The following is a 17,890-nucleotide window of genomic DNA, read 5'->3' on the forward strand; positions in this document are numbered from 1 at the left end:
ATTTGCAGATTAAAGAACAGCTGCGGCAGCTGAAACCGTATCAGCCGGGCAAACCAATAGAAGAAGTGAAAATGGAATACGGACTTGAGAAAGTAGTGAAACTCGCTTCTAACGAAAATCCGTTCGGCTGTTCACAGGCCGCTAAAGATGCGCTGCATCAGGAGATTGAGCAGCTTGCGCTGTATCCCGACGGTTACAGTGCCGCTTTGAGAACGCGGCTCAGTGAGCATCTGCAGGTCAGTGAATCTTCTATCATTTTCGGCAACGGCTCTGATGAGCTTGTGCAGATTATCTGCCGTTCTTTATTAAATGATCAGGCAAACACGATTACCGCCGCCCCGACTTTCCCGCAATACAGACACAATGCGGTGATTGAAGGCGCTGAGGTGCGCGAGGTGCCGCTCCGCAGTGACGGCGCTCATGATTTGGACCGGATGCTGGAAGCAATTGACGGCAAGACGAAAGTCATATGGGTATGCAACCCCAATAATCCGACGGGGACATATACTTCTGAGCAAGAGCTAATTGCCTTTTTAAACAGAGTTCCCGAGCATATACTCGTTGTACTTGATGAAGCGTACTACGAGTATGTCACGGCGGAAGATTACCCAGAAAGCATTCCGCTTTTAAAGCAATATGCGAATGTTATGATCCTCCGCACCTTCTCTAAAGCGTACGGACTTGCCGCGCTGCGCGTCGGATACGGCATTGCGGACGAAGCGCTGATCCGCCAGATTGAACCGGCGAGAGAGCCGTTCAATACGAGCAGAATCGGTCAGGCTTCGGCACTGGCAGCGCTTGATGACCAGACATTTATTCAGGAATGCGTCGAGAAAAATCAAGCAGGCCTTAAGCAGTATTATGATTTTGCAGAAACTCACGGATTAACTTGTTATCCTTCACAAACCAACTTTGTGCTCATTGATTTTAACCGCCCGGCGGATGAACTGTTCCAAGCCCTGTTGGAAAAAGGATATATCGTCCGCTCAGGACAGGCGCTCGGATTTCCGACAGCGTTAAGGATTACGGTCGGTACGAAAGAGCAGAATGAGGAAATTCTCACAATTTTAGCTGAAATATTATAAGAGGTGATCAAGCATCACCTCTTTGCTCTATTAAAATAGTTGAAAAAGGAAATGAGTGAAATGAAGGATACTATATTGCTTGCGGGGATCGGGCTGATCGGCGGATCGATCGCATTGGCCATCAAAAAGGAGCATCCGCATAAACGGATTATCGGTGTAGATATTTCGGAAGAACAGCTCACTGCCGCGCTGAAGCTCGGAATTATTGACGAGCGGGCCGGTTCATTTACGGAAGGGGCGCAGCAAGCGTCTGTTGTCATTATCGCCACGCCTGTCGCCCAAACGCTGAAAATGCTCGATGTGCTGGCCGCATCAGACATCACCCATGAACTCCTGATTACGGATGTGGGCAGCACGAAACAGAAAGTCGTCAGCTACGCCGACAAAGTGCTTCCGGCTCACTATCAATTTGTCGGCGGCCATCCGATGGCGGGATCTCATAAATCCGGGGCCGCTGCCGCGAAAGAATTTTTATTCGAAAATGCGTTTTACATTTTAACACCCGGAAAATCAACTTCTAAAGAGTCAGTAATGCATCTGAAGGAACTCTTGAAAGCGGCAAACGCCCACTTTGTGGAGATGACCCCCGAGGAGCATGACGGCGTAACGAGCGTCATCAGCCATTTCCCTCATATCGTTGCTGCAAGCCTCGTACATCAGGCTCATCATGCTGAAGAAGATTATCCGTATTTGAAACGTTTCGCAGCCGGCGGTTTTCGGGACATCACCAGGATCGCCTCAAGCAGTCCGGCGATGTGGAGGGACATACTTCTTCATAACAAAGATAAACTGCTTGACCGCTTCAAAGAATGGAAACGGGAGATTGACACGATCGAATCTTATGTAGAAAATGAAGATGCGGGCAGCCTGTTCGGATATTTTAAAAAAGCGAAAGATTATCGCGACGGTCTGCCGCTCCGTCAAAAAGGAGCGATCCCGTCCTTTTATGACCTTTATGTCGATGTTCCCGATCATCCGGGGGTCATTTCGGAAATTACGGCGATATTGGCAGAAGAAAAAATCAGTATTACCAACATCCGCATTATCGAAACAAGAGAAGATATTAACGGAATTCTCAGAATCAGTTTCCAGACTGATGATGACCGGAAACGCGCGGAAACCTGCATTCAATCCCGCGCCAAATATGACACATTTTACGCTGACTGAGGTGGAAAACATTGAAAAGAGAAAAAGTGACGTCTTTAAACGGTGAAATTCATATTCCGGGGGATAAATCCATCTCCCACCGTTCTGTTATGTTCGGAGCGCTTGCGGAAGGAACGACAACGGTAAAAAACTTTTTGCCTGGAGCCGATTGTCTGAGCACCATTGCCTGCTTCAAAAAAATGGGTGTCTCCATTGAACAAAACGGAAGTGATGTAACGATATACGGGAAGGGCATTGACGCACTTTGTGAGCCTGACAGCCTTCTTGATGTCGGAAATTCCGGCACGACCATCCGCCTGATGCTCGGCATTTTAGCCGGACGCCCATTTCACAGTACGGTAGCGGGCGACGAAAGTATTGCAAAGCGCCCGATGAAGAGGGTGACGGAGCCTTTAAAACAGATGGGAGCCGCGATTGACGGAAGAGCGGACGGAGGATTTACGCCTTTATCCGTAAGAGGCGGACAATTGAAAGGCATTGATTACGTCTCCCCTGTTGCAAGCGCGCAGATCAAATCCGCCGTGCTGCTTGCCGGATTGCAGGCTGAAGGGACGACGACCGTCACTGAGCCTCATAAATCAAGAGACCATACGGAACGGATGCTGAACGCTTTTGGCGCCGAGCTTGCGGAAACGGAGACGAGCGCTTCCGTAACGGGCGGTCAGAAGCTCCGGGGAGTTGATATTTTCGTGCCCGGCGATATTTCTTCAGCGGCCTTTTTCCTCGCGGCAGGCGCTGTCGTTCCCGGAAGCCGGATTGTGCTGAAAAACGTCGGCCTGAACCCGACACGCACGGGAATGATTGATGTCTTAAAGCAAATGGGGGCTTCACTTGAAGTGATTCCTTCAGAAGCGGACAGCGCGGAGCCTTACGGAGACCTGGTTATTGAAACTTCAGATCTGAAAGCGGCAGAAATCGGCGGAGAAATCATTCCCCGTTTAATTGACGAGATCCCGATTATCGCCCTTTTGGCAACGCAGGCTGAAGGCACAACTGTCATTAAAGACGCTGCGGAGCTGAAGGTGAAGGAAACGAACCGGATCGACACCGTCGTATCAGAGCTCCGGAAAATCGGCGCAGACATTGAACCGACTGAAGACGGCATGAAAATACACGGCAAAAAAACGCTTGCGGGCGGAGCCGATGTGTCAAGCCACGGCGACCACCGCATCGGCATGATGCTCGGTATCGCTTCATGCCTGACAGAAGAGCCGATTGACATCCGTGATACTGAGGCGATCCACGTCTCATATCCGACATTTTTTGAGCATTTAGATCAATTAGCCAAAAAAGCCTGAAGACGATTCTTCGGGCTTTTTTCTTCATGTGTCATAAAATCTTGGGCTTTGACATAGCTTGTCTTAAACAGAAAATAACAGAAAGGGGGAATGCGTTTTCGTTACAGAAACAGCCGGAACAAATTGCGCTGTCTGCGTATAAAGATGCCGTCCCCTTTTTTGCCGTTTTCCTCTTAACTATTTTCTGATAAACTATAATGCCGGGTGAAGCATCTTATTTGCGGGCAGGCCCTGTCTGAATTATGATAAGAATAACCCGAATAAAAACCCTTTTCATTGGTTGATGAGGTATAGGAAAAGAAAGGACCGGTCTGATTTGAATACATTGATTCAAGAAGCCATAAAATTAGTTGAAGCAGGTGAAACCGAAAAGGGACTCAAAGCGCTTTCAAAAGCTGAAACAGAGCTTCATGACGAAGACAAAGCCATTGCAGCCCAGCTCTACTATGAATGGGGAAACGCCGAAAAAGCGTTAGCGCTGATCAGTGATCTGCATGACCTTTATCCGGATGAGTCTGAGCTGACGAATTTTTACGCCGAATTGTTAATAGATATTGATGAAGAAGAAAAAGCTCTTGAGGTGCTGGAGACGATTTCTCCGGAAGACCCGTCTTACGCGGAAAGCCTTCTTTTAATGGCTGATCTGTATCAGATGCAGGGCTTATTTGAAGTAAGTGAGCAAAAGCTGTTACAGGCGAAAGCGATGTTACAAGATGAACCTGTTATTGATTTCGCTCTGGGGGAATTATACTTCACTCAGGGATCATACGCAAAAGCCGTTCCTTACTATGAAGAGACGGCAAAAGAACGGCACGAAATCGGCGGCGTAAATGTTCATCAGAGGCTGGCTGAGTCATTGAGCGCGGCGGGTGAATTTGAGGAAGCGATTTCATGGTATGAAAAAGCGGTGGCAGAACATACAGAACCGAATACGATTTTCGGGTACGGGTTCACAGCCTATCAGGCGGGAATGGTCAAAACAGCCATCAAGCAGCTGTCTGATTTAAAAGGGCTTGATCCTTCCTATTCATCGCTTTATATGCCGCTTGCAAAAAGCTACGAGGCAGAAGGCATGTATGAAGATGCATTAAAAACCGCTAAAGAAGGTATTACTTACGATGAATACAATAAAGAGCTTTTTCTCTATGCGGCGAAAATGGCGTTAAAGCTCGGCAACGAAGAGGAAGGCAAAAAGCTTCTTCAGGAAGCGCTGGCGCTCGATCCGGGTTACGTGGAAGCGCTCCATACGCTTTTAGCCGTCTATCATAAAGAAGAAAGCTTTGAAGAGATTATTGATCTGATTCAGGAAGTCCGCGGCTACGGAGAAGAAGATCCGAAATACAATTGGTATTTGGCGGGTGCTTATACAGGCCTTGAGCAATACGCTGAAGCGAAAAAAAGCTTCGAAGCTGCGTATCTCCATTATCAGGATGATCGGGATTTCTTATATGAATACGCTCACTTCTTATTGGAAGAGGGTCTCCAGAAAGAAGCGCTGCCGCTTTTAAAACAGGTGCTTTCAATGGATGGAACAAACGAAGAGCTTGAAGAAACAATCTTACGGATAGAGGATGAATTTTTAAGATAAGCAGGATTTTGGACCATGCTTGCTGAATGTATAAGTGATGTCAGATTATACGATCGATAGAGGAGGGAATTACATGCAGACCCCTGTTTCTGTCAATGAAAAAAAGGATTTTATCCGTTGGTTTTTAAATCATTATCAGCTTAAACGCCGGGAGTGCGTCTGGATTTTAAATTATTTAATGAGTCATGATTCATTAATGGAAAAAGTCCATTTTGTAGAACAAGCTGAATTTTGCCCGCGAGGCATTATCATGTCTACTCATTGCGTTGATGAGGTGCCGTTTAGGTTTTACAAAGAAAATGTCATGACCACGGACGCGGAAAAATCTTTTCACGACATCCGGTTAAATAAACAGCAGGATTTATTTATCCAGCTGAATTTCCGTTCGGCCTACAGCTCACCGGAATATGCCGCTGTTCTTGAATCAAATCCGCATCTGCCGAAAGACCTGTTTGAAAATAAACAGGATCAGGGGATGGCTGAAAAAATATTAGAACATGCCATTTCCACTTTCCAGCGGGAAAAGCTGCTTAAAGATATCGACGAGGCGCTGGACCGCCACGACAAAGAAACATTTGAAAAGCTTTCCCGCCAATTGAATCAGCTCACATAAATGACAGCCTTGCAGAATATGCAAGGCTTGTTGCGTAAAGAGGAGGAACGAGACATGAGATGGAGGGCCGCTGATGCCGATGCCTATTTACAATCTGCGGATTACATTGATACCGCTGTCATTCCGTTAATTTCCATAACGTCTTCGGGAGGCTTAAAAGAGGCCGTTGAACAGGGGGAAAGCACTCAATTGCTTTCTGAAGAGCTTGAGCGCCAATTGAAGGGACGGGTATATTTATTCCCCTCTTATACATATGTTGATATAGACCAATCACAAATCGCCCTGCTTCAAAAACTCAAAGAAGAGGTGATGACCAACTTCCGGCACGCCTTGTTCCTGACGGCAGACGAAAAATGGAAGGATTCTGAAATAGGGTCTGATGTCATATACATACCTGCCGTTCCGTTTGAACATATGAAAGACTCTTTAAAGAGAAAAATAGCGGATGACAAGTGCGGAGAAATTTTGAACGTTTTGTTACAGAAGTGGAACAATTCTTAAAAACTCCATACATCCCGCAAAACACCCGTTTTGCCTCTGTTGACCTTGCTGAAAGATTCATATATTATGAGGGTGTCAAATCTCTGAATTATTTTCTATTTTAGTTAATTTTTGGTCAATCTTTAGGGGGGGAAGAGATGGGCGGAAAACAAGATATATCGAGAAGACAATTTTTAAACTATGCGCTCACCGGCGTGGGGGGATTTATGGCCGCCAGTGCGCTTATGCCCATGGTCCGTTTTGCGCTGGACCCGGTATTAAAACCGACGGGAGATCAAAAAATGGTGCAGGTTGTCAGTGTGGATGAGCTGACGAAGGAGCCGAAGCGGTTTGACTTTAAAATTCATCAAGTCGACGCCTGGTACGAATCGGAAGAATCCAGGTCAGCCTGGGTTTACAAGCATGGGGATGAAATTATAGCGCTTTCTCCGATCTGTAAACATTTGGGCTGCACCGTAAACTGGAACAATGATCCTAAAAATCCGAACAAGTTCTTTTGTCCCTGCCATTACGGGCTGTATGAAAAAGACGGCACGAACGTTCCGGGCACGCCGCCGCTCGCGCCTCTTGACCGTTATGAGCAAAAAGTAAAGGACGGCTTTTTGTATCTTGGAAAAGCAAAGCCTAGGGGGGAAGGGTGACATGCTGAATAAAATTTATGACTGGGTGGATGAACGTCTCGATATTACGCCGATGTGGCGGGATATCGCCGACCATGAAGTGCCGGAACATGTAAATCCCGCTCACCATTTCTCGGCTTTTGTCTATTGTTTCGGCGGTTTGACGTTTTTTGTAACCGTTATCCAAGTGCTGTCCGGGATGTTTTTAACGATGTATTATGTGCCGGATATAAAAAACGCGTGGGAATCTGTGTATTATTTGCAGAATGAAGTCGCTTTCGGGCAGATTGTAAGAGGTATGCACCATTGGGGCGCAAGTTTAGTCATTGTGATGATGTTTTTACATACGCTGCGGGTTTTCTTTCAGGGAGCTTATAAAAAGCCTCGGGAATTGAACTGGATCGTCGGTGTTCTGATCTTTTTTGTGATGCTCGGTCTCGGTTTTACAGGGTATCTGCTTCCATGGGATATGAAGGCGCTGTTTGCGACAAAGGTAGGTCTTCAGATTGCGGAGGCGACGCCATTGATCGGAGCGCAGGTGAAAACTCTTCTTGCCGGCCACCACGATATTGTCGGCGCCCAAACGCTGACGAGATTTTTTGCGATTCACGTATTTTTTCTCCCTGCCGCTTTGTTTGCGCTCATGGGCGCCCACTTTGTCATGATCCGCAAGCAGGGAATTTCAGGACCGCTTTAATCAAATCTGATATAAAAGGGAGGGGATGACATGCACCGGGGGAAAGGAATGAAGTTTGTAGGAGATTCAAGGATACCGGCTGAAAAAAAACCGAATATACCGAAAGACTATTCAGAGTATCCTGGAAAGACAGAGGCGTTTTGGCCGAACTTCCTGCTGAAAGAATGGATGGTCGGGGCCGTTTTCCTCGTCGGATTTCTCGTTTTAACGATTGTGCACGAGCCGCCTTTGGAACGGGTGGCGGACCCGACGGATACAGGGTATATTCCGCTGCCGGATTGGTATTTTCTATTTTTATACCAGCTATTAAAATATGAATATGCCGCAGGGAGCTACACCGTTATCGGCGCGATGATTATACCGGGTCTTGCCTTCGGATCGCTGCTTTTGGCTCCGTTTCTCGACAGGGGGTCTGAAAGAAGGCCGTGGAAGCGTCCGGTTGCGGTCGGCATGATGCTTTTGGCGCTTTGCGCTACGGTCTTTTTAACGTGGCAGTCAGTCGCGACGCATGACTGGGCGAAGGCGGAGGAGCAAGGGAAAATCAAAAAAGAAGCCGCCATTGATACTGAATCAGACGGTTATAAGGTATTTAAAGAACAAGGCTGTATTTCCTGTCACGGGGATAATCTTCAAGGCGGAAGCGCCGGACCGTCCCTGGTCGATAACGGGCTGAGCCCGGAAGAAATTAAAAAAATCGCCGTCAAAGGGAAAGGGCAGATGCCAGCCGGTATTTTTAAAGGAAATGACAAACAGCTTGATCAGCTGGCGAAGTTCATTTCTGAAACGACAGCGAAATAACGTATTGTGAAGTAGACAATAGCAGGATATACTTTTATGAAAAGAGCTGACCGGATGTCAGCTTTTTTTGCATGATACATACTTTTTACGGACTGAGAGTTGATGGTATGAGGTGGATTTCTTATCTTTTAGGGTTGCGCGGCATGCTTCTGCTTGTTCTTGCCGTTAATTTTATCGGTACGGTGTACGGCTATTATTGGTATGTGCCGCAGCTTGCGGACACGCCGTTCCGATTTCTGATATTTGTGCCTGACAGCCCGACGGCGACGTTTTTCTTCCTGTTCGTGCTTCTGGCATTTCTCATGGGAAGAAACGCGCCGCTGTTTGAAGCGCTGGCTCTTGTAACCCTTGTAAAATACGGACTGTGGGCGGTCGGAATGAATGTCTTTGTGCTGGTCAAAATGGGGCAGATGCCTTGGGAAGGGTACATGCTGATTGCTTCACATTTTGCCATGGCCGTTCAAGGCGTTTTATACAGCCCGTATTTTCGGTTCCGGTTATGGCATCTTGCCGTCGCCGCTGTTTGGACGCTTCATAATGATGTCATTGATTATCTTTTCGGCATGATGCCCCGCTACTCAATGCTCAATGACTATATGCAAGTAATCGGCTATGCTACATTCTGGCTGAGCATATTTTCACTCGGCCTTGCATACTATTTGGTGATTTCCAAAAGACGGATAAAGCTTGACTTACACTGATAGAATCTTGGTCTAACCTTGTCCCGCTCCTCATATTCTGTAAAGAGAAGGAGTGGGAGGGACCTCTATGAAACGAAAGCTGACGATCTGTCTTTTACTTGCTCTTATGTGTTTCATCACAACTGCCAAAGCTGAAGATGAGGGCGGTCTCAAGGAACTGAACGACCTTTCGGATACCGTTTTCCAGATGACGCGGCATTCGCAGTATGATGAGGCTCTGCAAGTGCTTGGCTACTTTAAGAAAAAAATGACACACGTAAACTCACTGAGCGGCGCCGAAGTCAGGCAGGTGACTCTGGGTTTCAATGATTTAGTGCGCGTTCTGAAACAGGCAGACGCCTCAGATACCGAAAAAATCCGGGCTGCCGCCCAGTTCAGGTTGGTAATGGATGCGATGGAAGACCACTCCGATCCGCTGTGGGGTTCGCTTGAAAGACCGATTATGGCGACATTCAGCGCCTTAAAAGAAGATGTCAGCGGAAACGGAAGTGAAAATTTCAATGAAAAGTGGAATGAATTTATATCATTATATGATTTAATTTATCCCAGCCTGACAATGGATGTGTCGGCCGGCCAGCTTGATACGGTGGCGAAACATATCGAGGTGATTGAGCAGGACGGGTTTCAGCAGATGACAAAAGGAACAAAGCTTGAGCGTCTGACGCTCCTGCAGCAGGATTTAAAGCGGGTTTTTGACAAGGTGGAGCGGGATGACGCTGACCCTTCGCTGCTCTGGGTCATTCTGACAACAGGCGGTATCATTATTACTGCGCTGACATATGTCGGCTACCGAAAATACAGAGCGGAAAAAAAGAAAGAGAAAAAGCGTGAGTATCCTAAGTCTAAATAAACAGAAATTGCTGTAAAGGAGCTAAGTCAGTGAAAAAACTCATCCAGCAATTGGCTTCAAAACACCTCCCGCAGCCGATCAGAGGCAGAAAAGGGGCGACTGACGAAGGACCGCGAAACCTCGCGCGTGACTTCCAGAATCCTGACATGCTCGTTCCGCCCTCAACGGATGCAGGAACGGTTCAAAACTTGAAATTCTCATTTTCTGATACGCATATGAGGCTTGAAGACGGCGGATGGTCCAGAGAGGTGACGGTCAGGGAACTGCCGGTATCCAAAAACATCGCGGCGGTGAACGAAACCGGGAGCTGTGCGGGAGCTTCATTGGCATAAAGAAGCCGAATGGGGATATGTGATTAACGGAGAAGTCCGTTTAACTGCGGTTGATCAAAATGGGCGGAATTTTATTGATAACGTAAGTGAAGGGGATCTGTGGTATTTTCCTTCCGGCATTCCTCATTCCATTCAAGGGATGGAACGGGGCAGTGAGTTTTTGCTTGTCTTTGATGACGGCTCTTTTTCAGAAAACAGCACCTTTTCAGTAACGGACTGGTTTGCCCATACCCCGCGCAGCGTGCTGGAGGCGAACTTCGGTGTTCCCGGATATGACTTGGCCTACATTCACAAGAAAGAGCGTTACATGTTTCAGCTGGAACCGCCTCCCCCGATTGAACAGTCAGCAGTTTCTTCCCCGGAAGGCACCGTTTTGGAGCCGTTCAGCTACAAGCTTTCCCGGCAGGAGCCTCTTGTTACCAGCGGGGGAAGAGTAAAGATTGTCGATTCAAAAACGTTTAAGGTGTCAAAAACGATTGCCGCAGCTCTTGTGGAAGTCGAACCCGGAGGCATGAGAGAATTGCATTGGCATCCGAATACGGACGAGTGGCAGTATTATCTTTCAGGAGAAGCGAAAATGACGGTGTTTGCGGCGGAGGGAAGAGCGCGGACATTTAACTATCAAGCGGGTGACGTAGGATATGTTCCTTTTGCAATGGGACATTATGTTCAGAATACCGGTGACACCGTGCTTCGATTTCTGGAAATCTTCAAAAGCGACCGTTTCGAAGACGTCTCTTTAAACCAATGGCTGGCACTGACGCCGCAGCGCTTCGTCGAGCAGACGCTCAATGTCAGTCCGGCATTCGCCCGCCGATTGAAAAAGAAAAAATCACCGGTTGTCAAATGGAAACACGAACAGTAAAGGCGGCAAAAGCCGCCTTTTTATTATCGTCTGATCGGATTTTTATTTTCATCAAGCGTAAATCCTTCGCCGAGCACATCATGGACGTCGCTTACTGCAACAAAGGCGTGCGGGTCAACGGAAGTGATGACGCTTTTCAAAAGCACAATTTCGTTTTTCGGAACGACGCAGTAAAGAACGTCCCTGTCTTCTTTTGTATATGATCCCTGTCCTTTTAAAACGGTGACGCCGCGCTCCATCTCTTCAATGATTTTTTGCTGAATCAAATCGTTTTTCGAAGAAATAATCGTTGCCCCTTTTGCGGCATAACCGCCTTCCTGTATAAAATCAATCAATCTCGCAGCGACAAAAACGGCTACAAGCGTGTACATCGCTTCCTTATAAGAAAGATACGTAAACAAAGAAAGCAGAATGACACAGGCGTCAAAGGCAAACATCGTCCGGCCCATCGGGATTCCGAAAAATTTGTTGATCAGCCTGGCGATGATATCGACCCCGCCCGTCGTGCCGCCGTATTTAAAAATTATGCCGAGACCCGCGCCGATAAATACACCGGCGAACAAGGCGGCCAGCGCTAAATCATGCGACAGCGGCATATGAATTTCGTAGCGCTGAAAAACACTCAGAAAAACGGAAAGAGAGACGGTGCCGATCAGGGTATAGACAAACATCGTCCGGCCGAGCATGCGCCAGCCGATGAAAAAGATAGGAATGTTCAATACCAGGTTGGAAATAGAAGGGCTGATGTGGAATAACGCATATAAAAGCAGCGTAATGCCGGTAAATCCGCCTTCCGCCAAATTGTTCTGCATATTAAAGTGAACCAGTCCGAATGAAAAAACAGCGGCGCCGATTAAAATAAAGCAAATGTTTTTGATTCTGATTTCTCCAAGCATTGCATCAAACCCCTTTTCCTTCCATAAGATTGCGTAAATATTATAGTGGATACAAAAGAAAACAGCAAACTGCCGTTTTTAACATTTGTCAAATGTACTTGAATTAGCTAACATGGAAGAGATGACAGGAGGTATTCGCACAGTGAGTGACAAAACGATGAAAGACTTACAAGCTGAGGTCGATGAATATATCGGCCAATTCAAAGAAGGCTATTTCAGCCCGCTTGCCATGATGGCCCGTCTCACGGAAGAACTGGGCGAACTTGCAAGAGAAGTCAACCATTATTATGGGGAAAAGCCGAAGAAAACGACGGAAAATGAGAAAAGCATGGAAGAGGAAATGGGCGATGTGCTGTTCGTCCTGATCTGCCTCGCCAACTCCCTTGATATTTCATTGGAGGAAGCTCATAACCGCGTCATGCATAAATTTAATACACGTGATAAAGACCGCTGGACTAGAAAAGAAGAAGGAAAGTAGGAGAAACCATGTCAAATGAAACCATTAAAGTCGTCATTGCCGGACCGAGAGGCAGAATGGGCCAGGAGGCCGTAAAACTTGCCATCCGCACGCCTCATTTTGAGCTTGTCGGCGCCATTGACCATACATACGATCAGCAAACATTGCGGGAAGTGATGTCAGCTGATTCAGACGCTCTTATTTATACGGATATCCGCGCATGTTTCCAACAAACAAAACCGGATGTGCTGATCGATTTGACAACGCCTGAAATCGGCAAAAAACATACGAAAGCCGCTCTTGAACACGGCGTCCGCCCCGTTGTGGGAACGACCGGATTTTCTGAAGCCGATTTAGAGGAACTTCAAGCCTTGACTGAAGAAAAAGGAATCGGCGCCATCATCGCTCCGAACTTTGCATTGGGCGCGGTGCTGATGATGAAGTTCTCACAAATGGCCGCCAACTATTTTGAAGATGTAGAAATCATTGAGCTTCATCATGATCAAAAGCTGGATGCCCCGAGCGGAACGGCGCTGAAAACAGCGGAAATGATCTCAAGCGTCCGTACAGAAAAGCAGCAGGGCCATCCTGATGAAAAAGAAATTCTGCCGGGCGCCCGCGGTGCTGAATTAAACGGCATCCGCCTTCACAGCGTGCGTCTTCCGGGCCTTATCGCTCACCAGGAAGTCATGTTCGGCATGGACGGCCAGACGCTGAAACTGCGCCATGACTCCTATAACCGGGCTTCCTTTATGTCAGGAGTGAAGCTGTCAGTGGAGCAAGTGATGAAAATCGACCAGCTTGTATACGGACTCGAAAATATTATCGACTGAATCGGCAAGGGGGAGAACATCAAATGAAAATCGCTTTGATTGCTCACGATAAAAAAAAGCAGGATATGGTTCAGTTTACGACCGCATATAAAGATATACTGAGCCATCATGAGTTATACGCGACAGGTACGACAGGCCTGAAAATCCAGGAAGCGACCGGATTGTCTGTTGAACGTTTTCAATCCGGCCCGCTCGGCGGAGATCAGCAAATCGGCGCATTGATTGCGGCAAATGCCCTGGATCTCGTCATTTTTCTGCGCGATCCATTAACTGCGCAGCCTCACGAACCGGATGTCTCGGCGCTGATCCGGCTGTGTGACGTATACGCGATCCCGCTCGCCACAAATATGGGAACAGCGGAAATCCTCGTCCGGACGCTGGACGGCGGGGCATTTGATTTCCGCAATCTTGTGCGCGGAGGAGAGCCGAATGTCTGAACACGTTGATATTCTGGCGTTCGGCGCCCATAGTGATGATGTCGAGATCGGTATGGGCGGCACGATCGCAAAATTTACGGCTCAAGGAAAAACCGCGGTGATATGCGATTTGACCGAGGCCGAACTATCATCTAACGGAACGGTAGGGATAAGAAAAGAAGAAGCGGCAAAGGCGGCCCGAATTCTCGGCGTAAAAGAGAGAATCCAGCTTACGCTTCCCGACCGCGGGCTTTTGAAAAGTGAGGACGGCATCCGCCGGATTGTCAGTGTCATCAGAGCCTGCCGGCCGAAAACCGTTTTCATGCCTTATCCGAAAGACCGCCATCCTGACCACGGAAATGCGGCGGCTTTGGTCGAAGAAGCGGTGTTCTCGGCGGGAATTCATAAATACAGAGATCACCAGGAACTGCCGGCTCATAAGGCTCAGCGCGTATACTATTATATGATCAACGGGTTTCACCGTCCGGACTTTGTAATCGACATAACGGAAACCATCGATTTGAAAAAAGAAAGCCTGCACGCCTATGAAAGCCAGTTTATTCCTACGGCGCAGTCAGTGAATACACCGCTGACCAACGGTTATATCGAAATGGTGGAAGCACGGGAAAGACTGTATGGCAAAGAAGCCGGGACGGGGTATGCCGAAGGCTTCTTTTCAAAACAGCTTCCCGTTTTGAATGATGATGTTTTTGGGGGCGGACAATGAGACCATTAAAAATAGGGATTACATGCTACCCGAGTGTCGGAGGCTCGGGTATTATTGCGACGGAACTCGGCAAGCTGCTTGCGGAAAAAGGGCACCAGGTTCATTTCATCACATCAAGCATCCCGTTCAGATTAAATACATATCATCCGAATATTCATTTTCATGAGGTGGAAGTCAACCAATACGCGGTATTTAAATATCCGCCTTATGACCTTACGCTGGCGAGCAAAATCGCCGAGGTTGCCGCGAGGGAACATCTTGATATCATCCACGCGCATTATGCGCTGCCGCATGCGGTATGCGCTTATCTCGCCAAACAGATGCTCAAGCGCGACATCGGCATCGTGACGACGCTTCACGGTACGGACATCACCGTTTTAGGATATGATCCGTCATTAAAAGATTTAATCCGTTTTGCCATCGAAGCGTCCGACAGAGTGACGGCGGTATCAACCGCGCTTGCCGGAGAAACATATGACTTAATCAAGCCGGATAAAAAAATTGAGACCATCTACAACTTTATTGATGAACGTGTTTATCTTAAGAAAAATACAGAGAGTATAAAAGAGAAACATGGCATTTTGCCGGATGAAAAGGTCGTCATCCATGTTTCGAACTTCAGAAAAGTAAAACGTGTTAAAGATGTCATCCGTGTTTTCCGTAATATCGCAGCCAAAACAAAGGCGAAGCTCCTGCTTGTCGGCGACGGGCCGGAAAAGTGCGTCGCTTGGCAGCTTGTCGAAAAATACGGACTGCAGGATCAAGTGCTGCTCCTCGGAAATCAGGACAGGGTGGAAGAGCTGTATTCCATCAGCGACCTTAAGCTTCTTCTGTCTGAAAAGGAAAGTTTCGGACTCGTCCTCCTTGAGGCGATGGCCTGCGGCGTACCGTGCATCGGAACAAATATCGGCGGAATCCCGGAAGTGATTAAAGATCAAGTAAGTGGTTTTCTGGTAGAAGTCGGCGATATTCAGGCGGCATCAGAAAAAGCGCTTGCCGTTTTAGAAGATAAACAGCTCAGCAAACGATTGACTGATCATGCGCTGAAAATGGTGGAGACCGCCTTTTCTTCGCAAAGAATCGTCAGTCAGTATGAACGGATTTATGACGAATTGGCAGGACCGGAGTGATCTTATGGAACAGGAATTTGTCAAAGCCCTCCCCATCCTTCATCATCTGATGAAGGCGGGCCATCAGGCGTACTTTGTCGGGGGAGCCGTCAGAGACAGCTATATGAAACGAAAAATAGGTGATGTGGACATCGCAACCAGCGCTTCGCCGAATGAGGTGGAGCGTCTCTTTAAGCGGACTGTCGATGTAGGAAAAGAGCACGGCACCGTCATCGTCTTGTGGGAAGATGAAACCTATGAAGTCACCACTTTTCGTGCCGAATCAGAATATAAGGACTACCGGCGACCTGAAGCTGTGCGGTTCATTACTTCTTTATCAGAAGACTTAAAGCGGAGAGACTTAACGATTAATGCGATGGCGATGTCTGCCGAAGGAGAGCTGCTTGATTATTTCGGAGGCGCACATGATATCGGACAAAAGCTGATCCGAACGGTGGGTAACCCTGAAGACCGTTTTCGGGAAGACGCTCTGCGGATGATGAGAGCCGTCCGCTTTATGAGTCAGCTCGGCTTTCTGTTAGAAAAAGAAACAAGAGAGGCCATCATGAAAGACAGGGAGCTTTTGGCACATGTATCAGTAGAACGAAAGACCGTCGAGTTTGAAAAGCTGCTGCAGGGCGTTTCCTCACAAGAAGCGATTCAAACGATGGTGCAAACAGGTCTGATACAAGAGCTGCCCGGTCTTTCCGGTTATGAGCAGCAAATGCTTGAAGCAAGCGGATTTCCGTTTTCTTCTTTAGATGAACGCGAAGAACGCTGGGCAGCGCTGTTATTGCTTCTCGGTCTTTGTCCGAAAAGCGCCGAGGCGTTTTTAAAACAATGGAAACTGCCGGGAAAAGTCATAAAAAAAGCGGTGCAAATCATAAGCGTTTATCCGGTGCAGCTGGAAGCGGAAGCGATGTACCGGGCGGGAGAGGCGCTGTTTTCAGCCGTTAAAATCGGGATGCTGAAAAAGCATAAGACGATTGATGAACAAAAGCTGAAAGAGGTTCAGAGCCTGTATGAGCAGCTGCCGATCAAAAGTCTTCGAGACCTCGACATTTCAGGCGCTGATCTGATGGAGCTCAGAAACCGCCGCGCGGGTAAATGGGTGGCCGAAGAACTTCGCCGGATCGAAGAAGCGGTATTGGCAGGGAAGCTCCCTAACCGAAAACATGACATAAAGGAGTGGCTCGCATCATGGGATCAACATTAAGAACCCGATTAATTGATTTATTTTCTGAGGCGGGTGACGGCTTTATCTCCGGGCAGAAAATAAGTGACGCGCTCGGCTGCTCGAGAACCGCCGTTTGGAAACATATAGAGGAGCTCCGCAAAGAGGGCTATGAGGTTGAGGCGGTCAGACGAAAAGGGTACAGGCTCATTAAAAAACCGGGGAAACTCAGTGAATCCGAAATCCGTTTCGGGCTGAAAACAGAGGTTTTGGGCAAACAGCTTCATTACCGGGACGTCCTGCCATCCACCCAAAAAACCGCTCATGAACTTGCCAATGACGGCGCGCCGGAAGGAACGCTCGTAGTCGCCGATAAACAAACGGCAGGCAGAGGAAGAATGGCCAGAGTATGGCATTCACAGGAGGGAAACGGGATTTGGATGAGCCTCATTCTGAGACCCGACGTTCCTTTGCAAAAAACGCCGCAGCTCACCCTGTTATCTGCCGTTGCGGTCGTACAGGCCATCGAGGCTTTTACAGGCGTACAGCCCGCCATTAAATGGCCGAATGATTTAATGATTCACGGCAAAAAAGCCGTCGGGATTTTAACTGAGCTGCAGGCGGAAGAAGACCGTGTCCGTTCGGTTATTCTCGGGATCGGCATCAACGTGAACCAGCAGGAAACCGATTTTCCCGGCGAGCTTCAGGACATTGCGACGAGCCTCAGGATGGAAGCCGGCGAAAAAATTGACAGAGCGGGTCTGATACAAGAGATTTTGCTGACTTTTGAAAAACGCTATCAGGATTATTTGAACCACGGCTTTACACCGATCAAGCTGCTATGGGAAAGCTATGCGGTCGGACTGGGGAACGAGCTCAGAGCGAGAACGCTGCAAGGGACGTTTTACGGGAAATCGCTCGGCATTGATGATGAGGGAGTTCTTCTCTTGGAAACGAAAGACGGTATAAAGAAGATATATTCTGCCGATATTGAGCTCAATTAATCTTAGTTGGTACAAGCCTCGTGAATTTGGTATACTTCCTATGGGCAGTATCATAATGAACTGCACCTGATCAGCAGAACAGAGATTACGAAAAGTCTGCCTTGATCCAAAAAAGGACTGGGACAGAGGGATGACATTCGCCGAACGTTAAACAAGTGG

Annotated in this window: 19 protein-coding genes and 1 pseudogene; 19 read left to right on the top strand and 1 reads right to left on the bottom strand. The window is 47.8% G+C overall.

Annotated features, from left to right (window positions below):
- The first annotated feature begins 2 nt into the window (after positions 1-2).
- The 12 genes and pseudogenes from hisC (at position 3) to ACWHAR_RS03865 (ending at position 11,115) form a co-directional block, all read left to right on the top strand.
- Entirely contained in the window at positions 3-1,085 is a 1,083-nt protein-coding gene (gene hisC / locus ACWHAR_RS03810; protein ID WP_032873258.1) for a histidinol-phosphate transaminase, read from the top strand.
- A gap of 51 nt (positions 1,086-1,136) precedes the next feature.
- The gene (locus ACWHAR_RS03815) at positions 1,137-2,252 is read left to right on the top strand and encodes a prephenate dehydrogenase (RefSeq protein ID WP_032873509.1); all 1,116 of its coding nucleotides are present in this window, start codon (positions 1,137-1,139) and stop codon (positions 2,250-2,252) included.
- Between the two features lie 11 nt (positions 2,253-2,263).
- Positions 2,264-3,550 (top strand): 3-phosphoshikimate 1-carboxyvinyltransferase, encoded by a 1,287-nt coding sequence (gene aroA, locus ACWHAR_RS03820; protein ID WP_032873259.1) that lies wholly within the window; start codon positions 2,264-2,266, stop codon positions 3,548-3,550.
- 316 nt (positions 3,551-3,866) lie between these two features.
- Positions 3,867-5,138 carry a tetratricopeptide repeat protein gene (locus tag ACWHAR_RS03825; protein WP_032873261.1) on the top strand — a complete coding sequence of 424 codons (1,272 nt, stop codon included), beginning with the start codon at positions 3,867-3,869 and terminating at the stop codon, positions 5,136-5,138.
- A gap of 73 nt (positions 5,139-5,211) precedes the next feature.
- Positions 5,212-5,751 carry a ReoY family proteolytic degradation factor gene (locus ACWHAR_RS03830; RefSeq protein WP_003153482.1) on the top strand — a complete coding sequence of 180 codons (540 nt, stop codon included), beginning with the start codon at positions 5,212-5,214 and terminating at the stop codon, positions 5,749-5,751.
- A 54-nt stretch (positions 5,752-5,805) separates the two neighbouring features.
- Positions 5,806-6,252: a YpiF family protein gene (locus tag ACWHAR_RS03835; RefSeq protein ID WP_003153483.1), complete on the top strand. Its 447-nt coding sequence runs from the start codon at positions 5,806-5,808 to the stop codon at positions 6,250-6,252.
- Between the two features lie 137 nt (positions 6,253-6,389).
- On the top strand, positions 6,390-6,893 hold the full coding sequence (locus tag ACWHAR_RS03840) for a ubiquinol-cytochrome c reductase iron-sulfur subunit (protein WP_003153484.1): 504 nt from the start codon (positions 6,390-6,392) through the stop codon (positions 6,891-6,893).
- Position 6,894: 1 nt separating this feature from the next.
- Entirely contained in the window at positions 6,895-7,569 is a 675-nt protein-coding gene (gene qcrB / locus ACWHAR_RS03845; protein WP_003153485.1) for a menaquinol-cytochrome c reductase cytochrome b subunit, read from the top strand.
- A gap of 30 nt (positions 7,570-7,599) precedes the next feature.
- On the top strand, positions 7,600-8,367 hold the full coding sequence (locus ACWHAR_RS03850; protein WP_007409471.1) for a menaquinol-cytochrome c reductase cytochrome b/c subunit: 768 nt from the start codon (positions 7,600-7,602) through the stop codon (positions 8,365-8,367).
- A gap of 107 nt (positions 8,368-8,474) precedes the next feature.
- Positions 8,475-9,068, top strand: coding sequence for a DUF1405 domain-containing protein (locus ACWHAR_RS03855; RefSeq protein WP_007612218.1), 594 nt, complete (start codon positions 8,475-8,477; stop codon positions 9,066-9,068).
- Positions 9,069-9,135: 67 nt separating this feature from the next.
- Positions 9,136-9,918 carry a sporulation protein YpjB gene (ypjB, locus tag ACWHAR_RS03860; RefSeq protein WP_007612217.1) on the top strand — a complete coding sequence of 261 codons (783 nt, stop codon included), beginning with the start codon at positions 9,136-9,138 and terminating at the stop codon, positions 9,916-9,918.
- A 29-nt stretch (positions 9,919-9,947) separates the two neighbouring features.
- A pseudogene (locus ACWHAR_RS03865) lies at positions 9,948-11,115 on the top strand (oxalate decarboxylase family bicupin).
- A gap of 23 nt (positions 11,116-11,138) precedes the next feature.
- Here the strand turns inward: ACWHAR_RS03865 and ACWHAR_RS03870 are convergent.
- Complete coding sequence (locus ACWHAR_RS03870; protein WP_003153493.1) at positions 11,139-12,011, bottom strand: YitT family protein; 873 nt, start codon at positions 12,009-12,011, stop codon at positions 11,139-11,141.
- A 142-nt stretch (positions 12,012-12,153) separates the two neighbouring features.
- On the opposite strand from ACWHAR_RS03870, the gene ACWHAR_RS03875 reads away from it, so the two are divergent.
- The 7 genes from ACWHAR_RS03875 to ACWHAR_RS03905 are packed head-to-tail and all read left to right on the top strand — an operon-like array spanning position 12,154 to position 17,731.
- Entirely contained in the window at positions 12,154-12,489 is a 336-nt protein-coding gene (locus ACWHAR_RS03875; protein ID WP_003153495.1) for a nucleotide pyrophosphohydrolase, read from the top strand.
- A gap of 8 nt (positions 12,490-12,497) precedes the next feature.
- Positions 12,498-13,301 carry a 4-hydroxy-tetrahydrodipicolinate reductase gene (gene dapB / locus ACWHAR_RS03880; RefSeq protein ID WP_032873262.1) on the top strand — a complete coding sequence of 268 codons (804 nt, stop codon included), beginning with the start codon at positions 12,498-12,500 and terminating at the stop codon, positions 13,299-13,301.
- Positions 13,302-13,324: 23 nt separating this feature from the next.
- Positions 13,325-13,738: a methylglyoxal synthase gene (gene mgsA / locus ACWHAR_RS03885; protein ID WP_003153499.1), complete on the top strand. Its 414-nt coding sequence runs from the start codon at positions 13,325-13,327 to the stop codon at positions 13,736-13,738.
- Positions 13,731-14,444: a bacillithiol biosynthesis deacetylase BshB1 gene (bshB1, locus tag ACWHAR_RS03890; protein WP_032873264.1), complete on the top strand. Its 714-nt coding sequence runs from the start codon at positions 13,731-13,733 to the stop codon at positions 14,442-14,444. Before mgsA ends, bshB1 begins: the two co-directional genes overlap by 8 nt.
- Complete coding sequence (gene bshA / locus ACWHAR_RS03895; protein WP_032873266.1) at positions 14,441-15,574, top strand: N-acetyl-alpha-D-glucosaminyl L-malate synthase BshA; 1,134 nt, start codon at positions 14,441-14,443, stop codon at positions 15,572-15,574. The genes bshB1 and bshA overlap by 4 nt, the downstream gene beginning before the upstream one ends.
- A 4-nt stretch (positions 15,575-15,578) precedes the next feature.
- Entirely contained in the window at positions 15,579-16,769 is a 1,191-nt protein-coding gene (locus ACWHAR_RS03900; protein ID WP_032873268.1) for a CCA tRNA nucleotidyltransferase, read from the top strand.
- Complete coding sequence (locus tag ACWHAR_RS03905) at positions 16,754-17,731, top strand: bifunctional biotin--[acetyl-CoA-carboxylase] synthetase/biotin operon repressor (RefSeq protein WP_032873269.1); 978 nt, start codon at positions 16,754-16,756, stop codon at positions 17,729-17,731. Before ACWHAR_RS03900 ends, ACWHAR_RS03905 begins: the two co-directional genes overlap by 16 nt.
- The last annotated feature ends 159 nt before the right edge of the window (positions 17,732-17,890 follow it).

It is taken from the genome of Bacillus sp. LR--39 (assembly GCF_053613335.1).

Coding starts and splice junctions, on each gene's coding strand:
- ACWHAR_RS03830 (WP_003153482.1), top strand. CDS start 5,212: ATGCAGACCCCTGTTTCTGTCAATGAAAAAAAGGATTTTATCCGTTGG.
- ypjB (WP_007612217.1), top strand. CDS start 9,136: ATGAAACGAAAGCTGACGATCTGTCTTTTACTTGCTCTTATGTGTTTC.
- dapB (WP_032873262.1), top strand. CDS start 12,498: ATGTCAAATGAAACCATTAAAGTCGTCATTGCCGGACCGAGAGGCAGA.
- qcrB (WP_003153485.1), top strand. CDS start 6,895: ATGCTGAATAAAATTTATGACTGGGTGGATGAACGTCTCGATATTACG.
- ACWHAR_RS03840 (WP_003153484.1), top strand. CDS start 6,390: ATGGGCGGAAAACAAGATATATCGAGAAGACAATTTTTAAACTATGCG.
- ACWHAR_RS03815 (WP_032873509.1), top strand. CDS start 1,137: ATGAGTGAAATGAAGGATACTATATTGCTTGCGGGGATCGGGCTGATC.
- ACWHAR_RS03870 (WP_003153493.1), bottom strand. CDS start 12,011: ATGCTTGGAGAAATCAGAATCAAAAACATTTGCTTTATTTTAATCGGC.
- mgsA (WP_003153499.1), top strand. CDS start 13,325: ATGAAAATCGCTTTGATTGCTCACGATAAAAAAAAGCAGGATATGGTT.
- ACWHAR_RS03900 (WP_032873268.1), top strand. CDS start 15,579: ATGGAACAGGAATTTGTCAAAGCCCTCCCCATCCTTCATCATCTGATG.
- bshB1 (WP_032873264.1), top strand. CDS start 13,731: ATGTCTGAACACGTTGATATTCTGGCGTTCGGCGCCCATAGTGATGAT.
- ACWHAR_RS03905 (WP_032873269.1), top strand. CDS start 16,754: ATGGGATCAACATTAAGAACCCGATTAATTGATTTATTTTCTGAGGCG.
- ACWHAR_RS03855 (WP_007612218.1), top strand. CDS start 8,475: ATGAGGTGGATTTCTTATCTTTTAGGGTTGCGCGGCATGCTTCTGCTT.
- ACWHAR_RS03850 (WP_007409471.1), top strand. CDS start 7,600: ATGCACCGGGGGAAAGGAATGAAGTTTGTAGGAGATTCAAGGATACCG.
- bshA (WP_032873266.1), top strand. CDS start 14,441: ATGAGACCATTAAAAATAGGGATTACATGCTACCCGAGTGTCGGAGGC.
- ACWHAR_RS03835 (WP_003153483.1), top strand. CDS start 5,806: ATGAGATGGAGGGCCGCTGATGCCGATGCCTATTTACAATCTGCGGAT.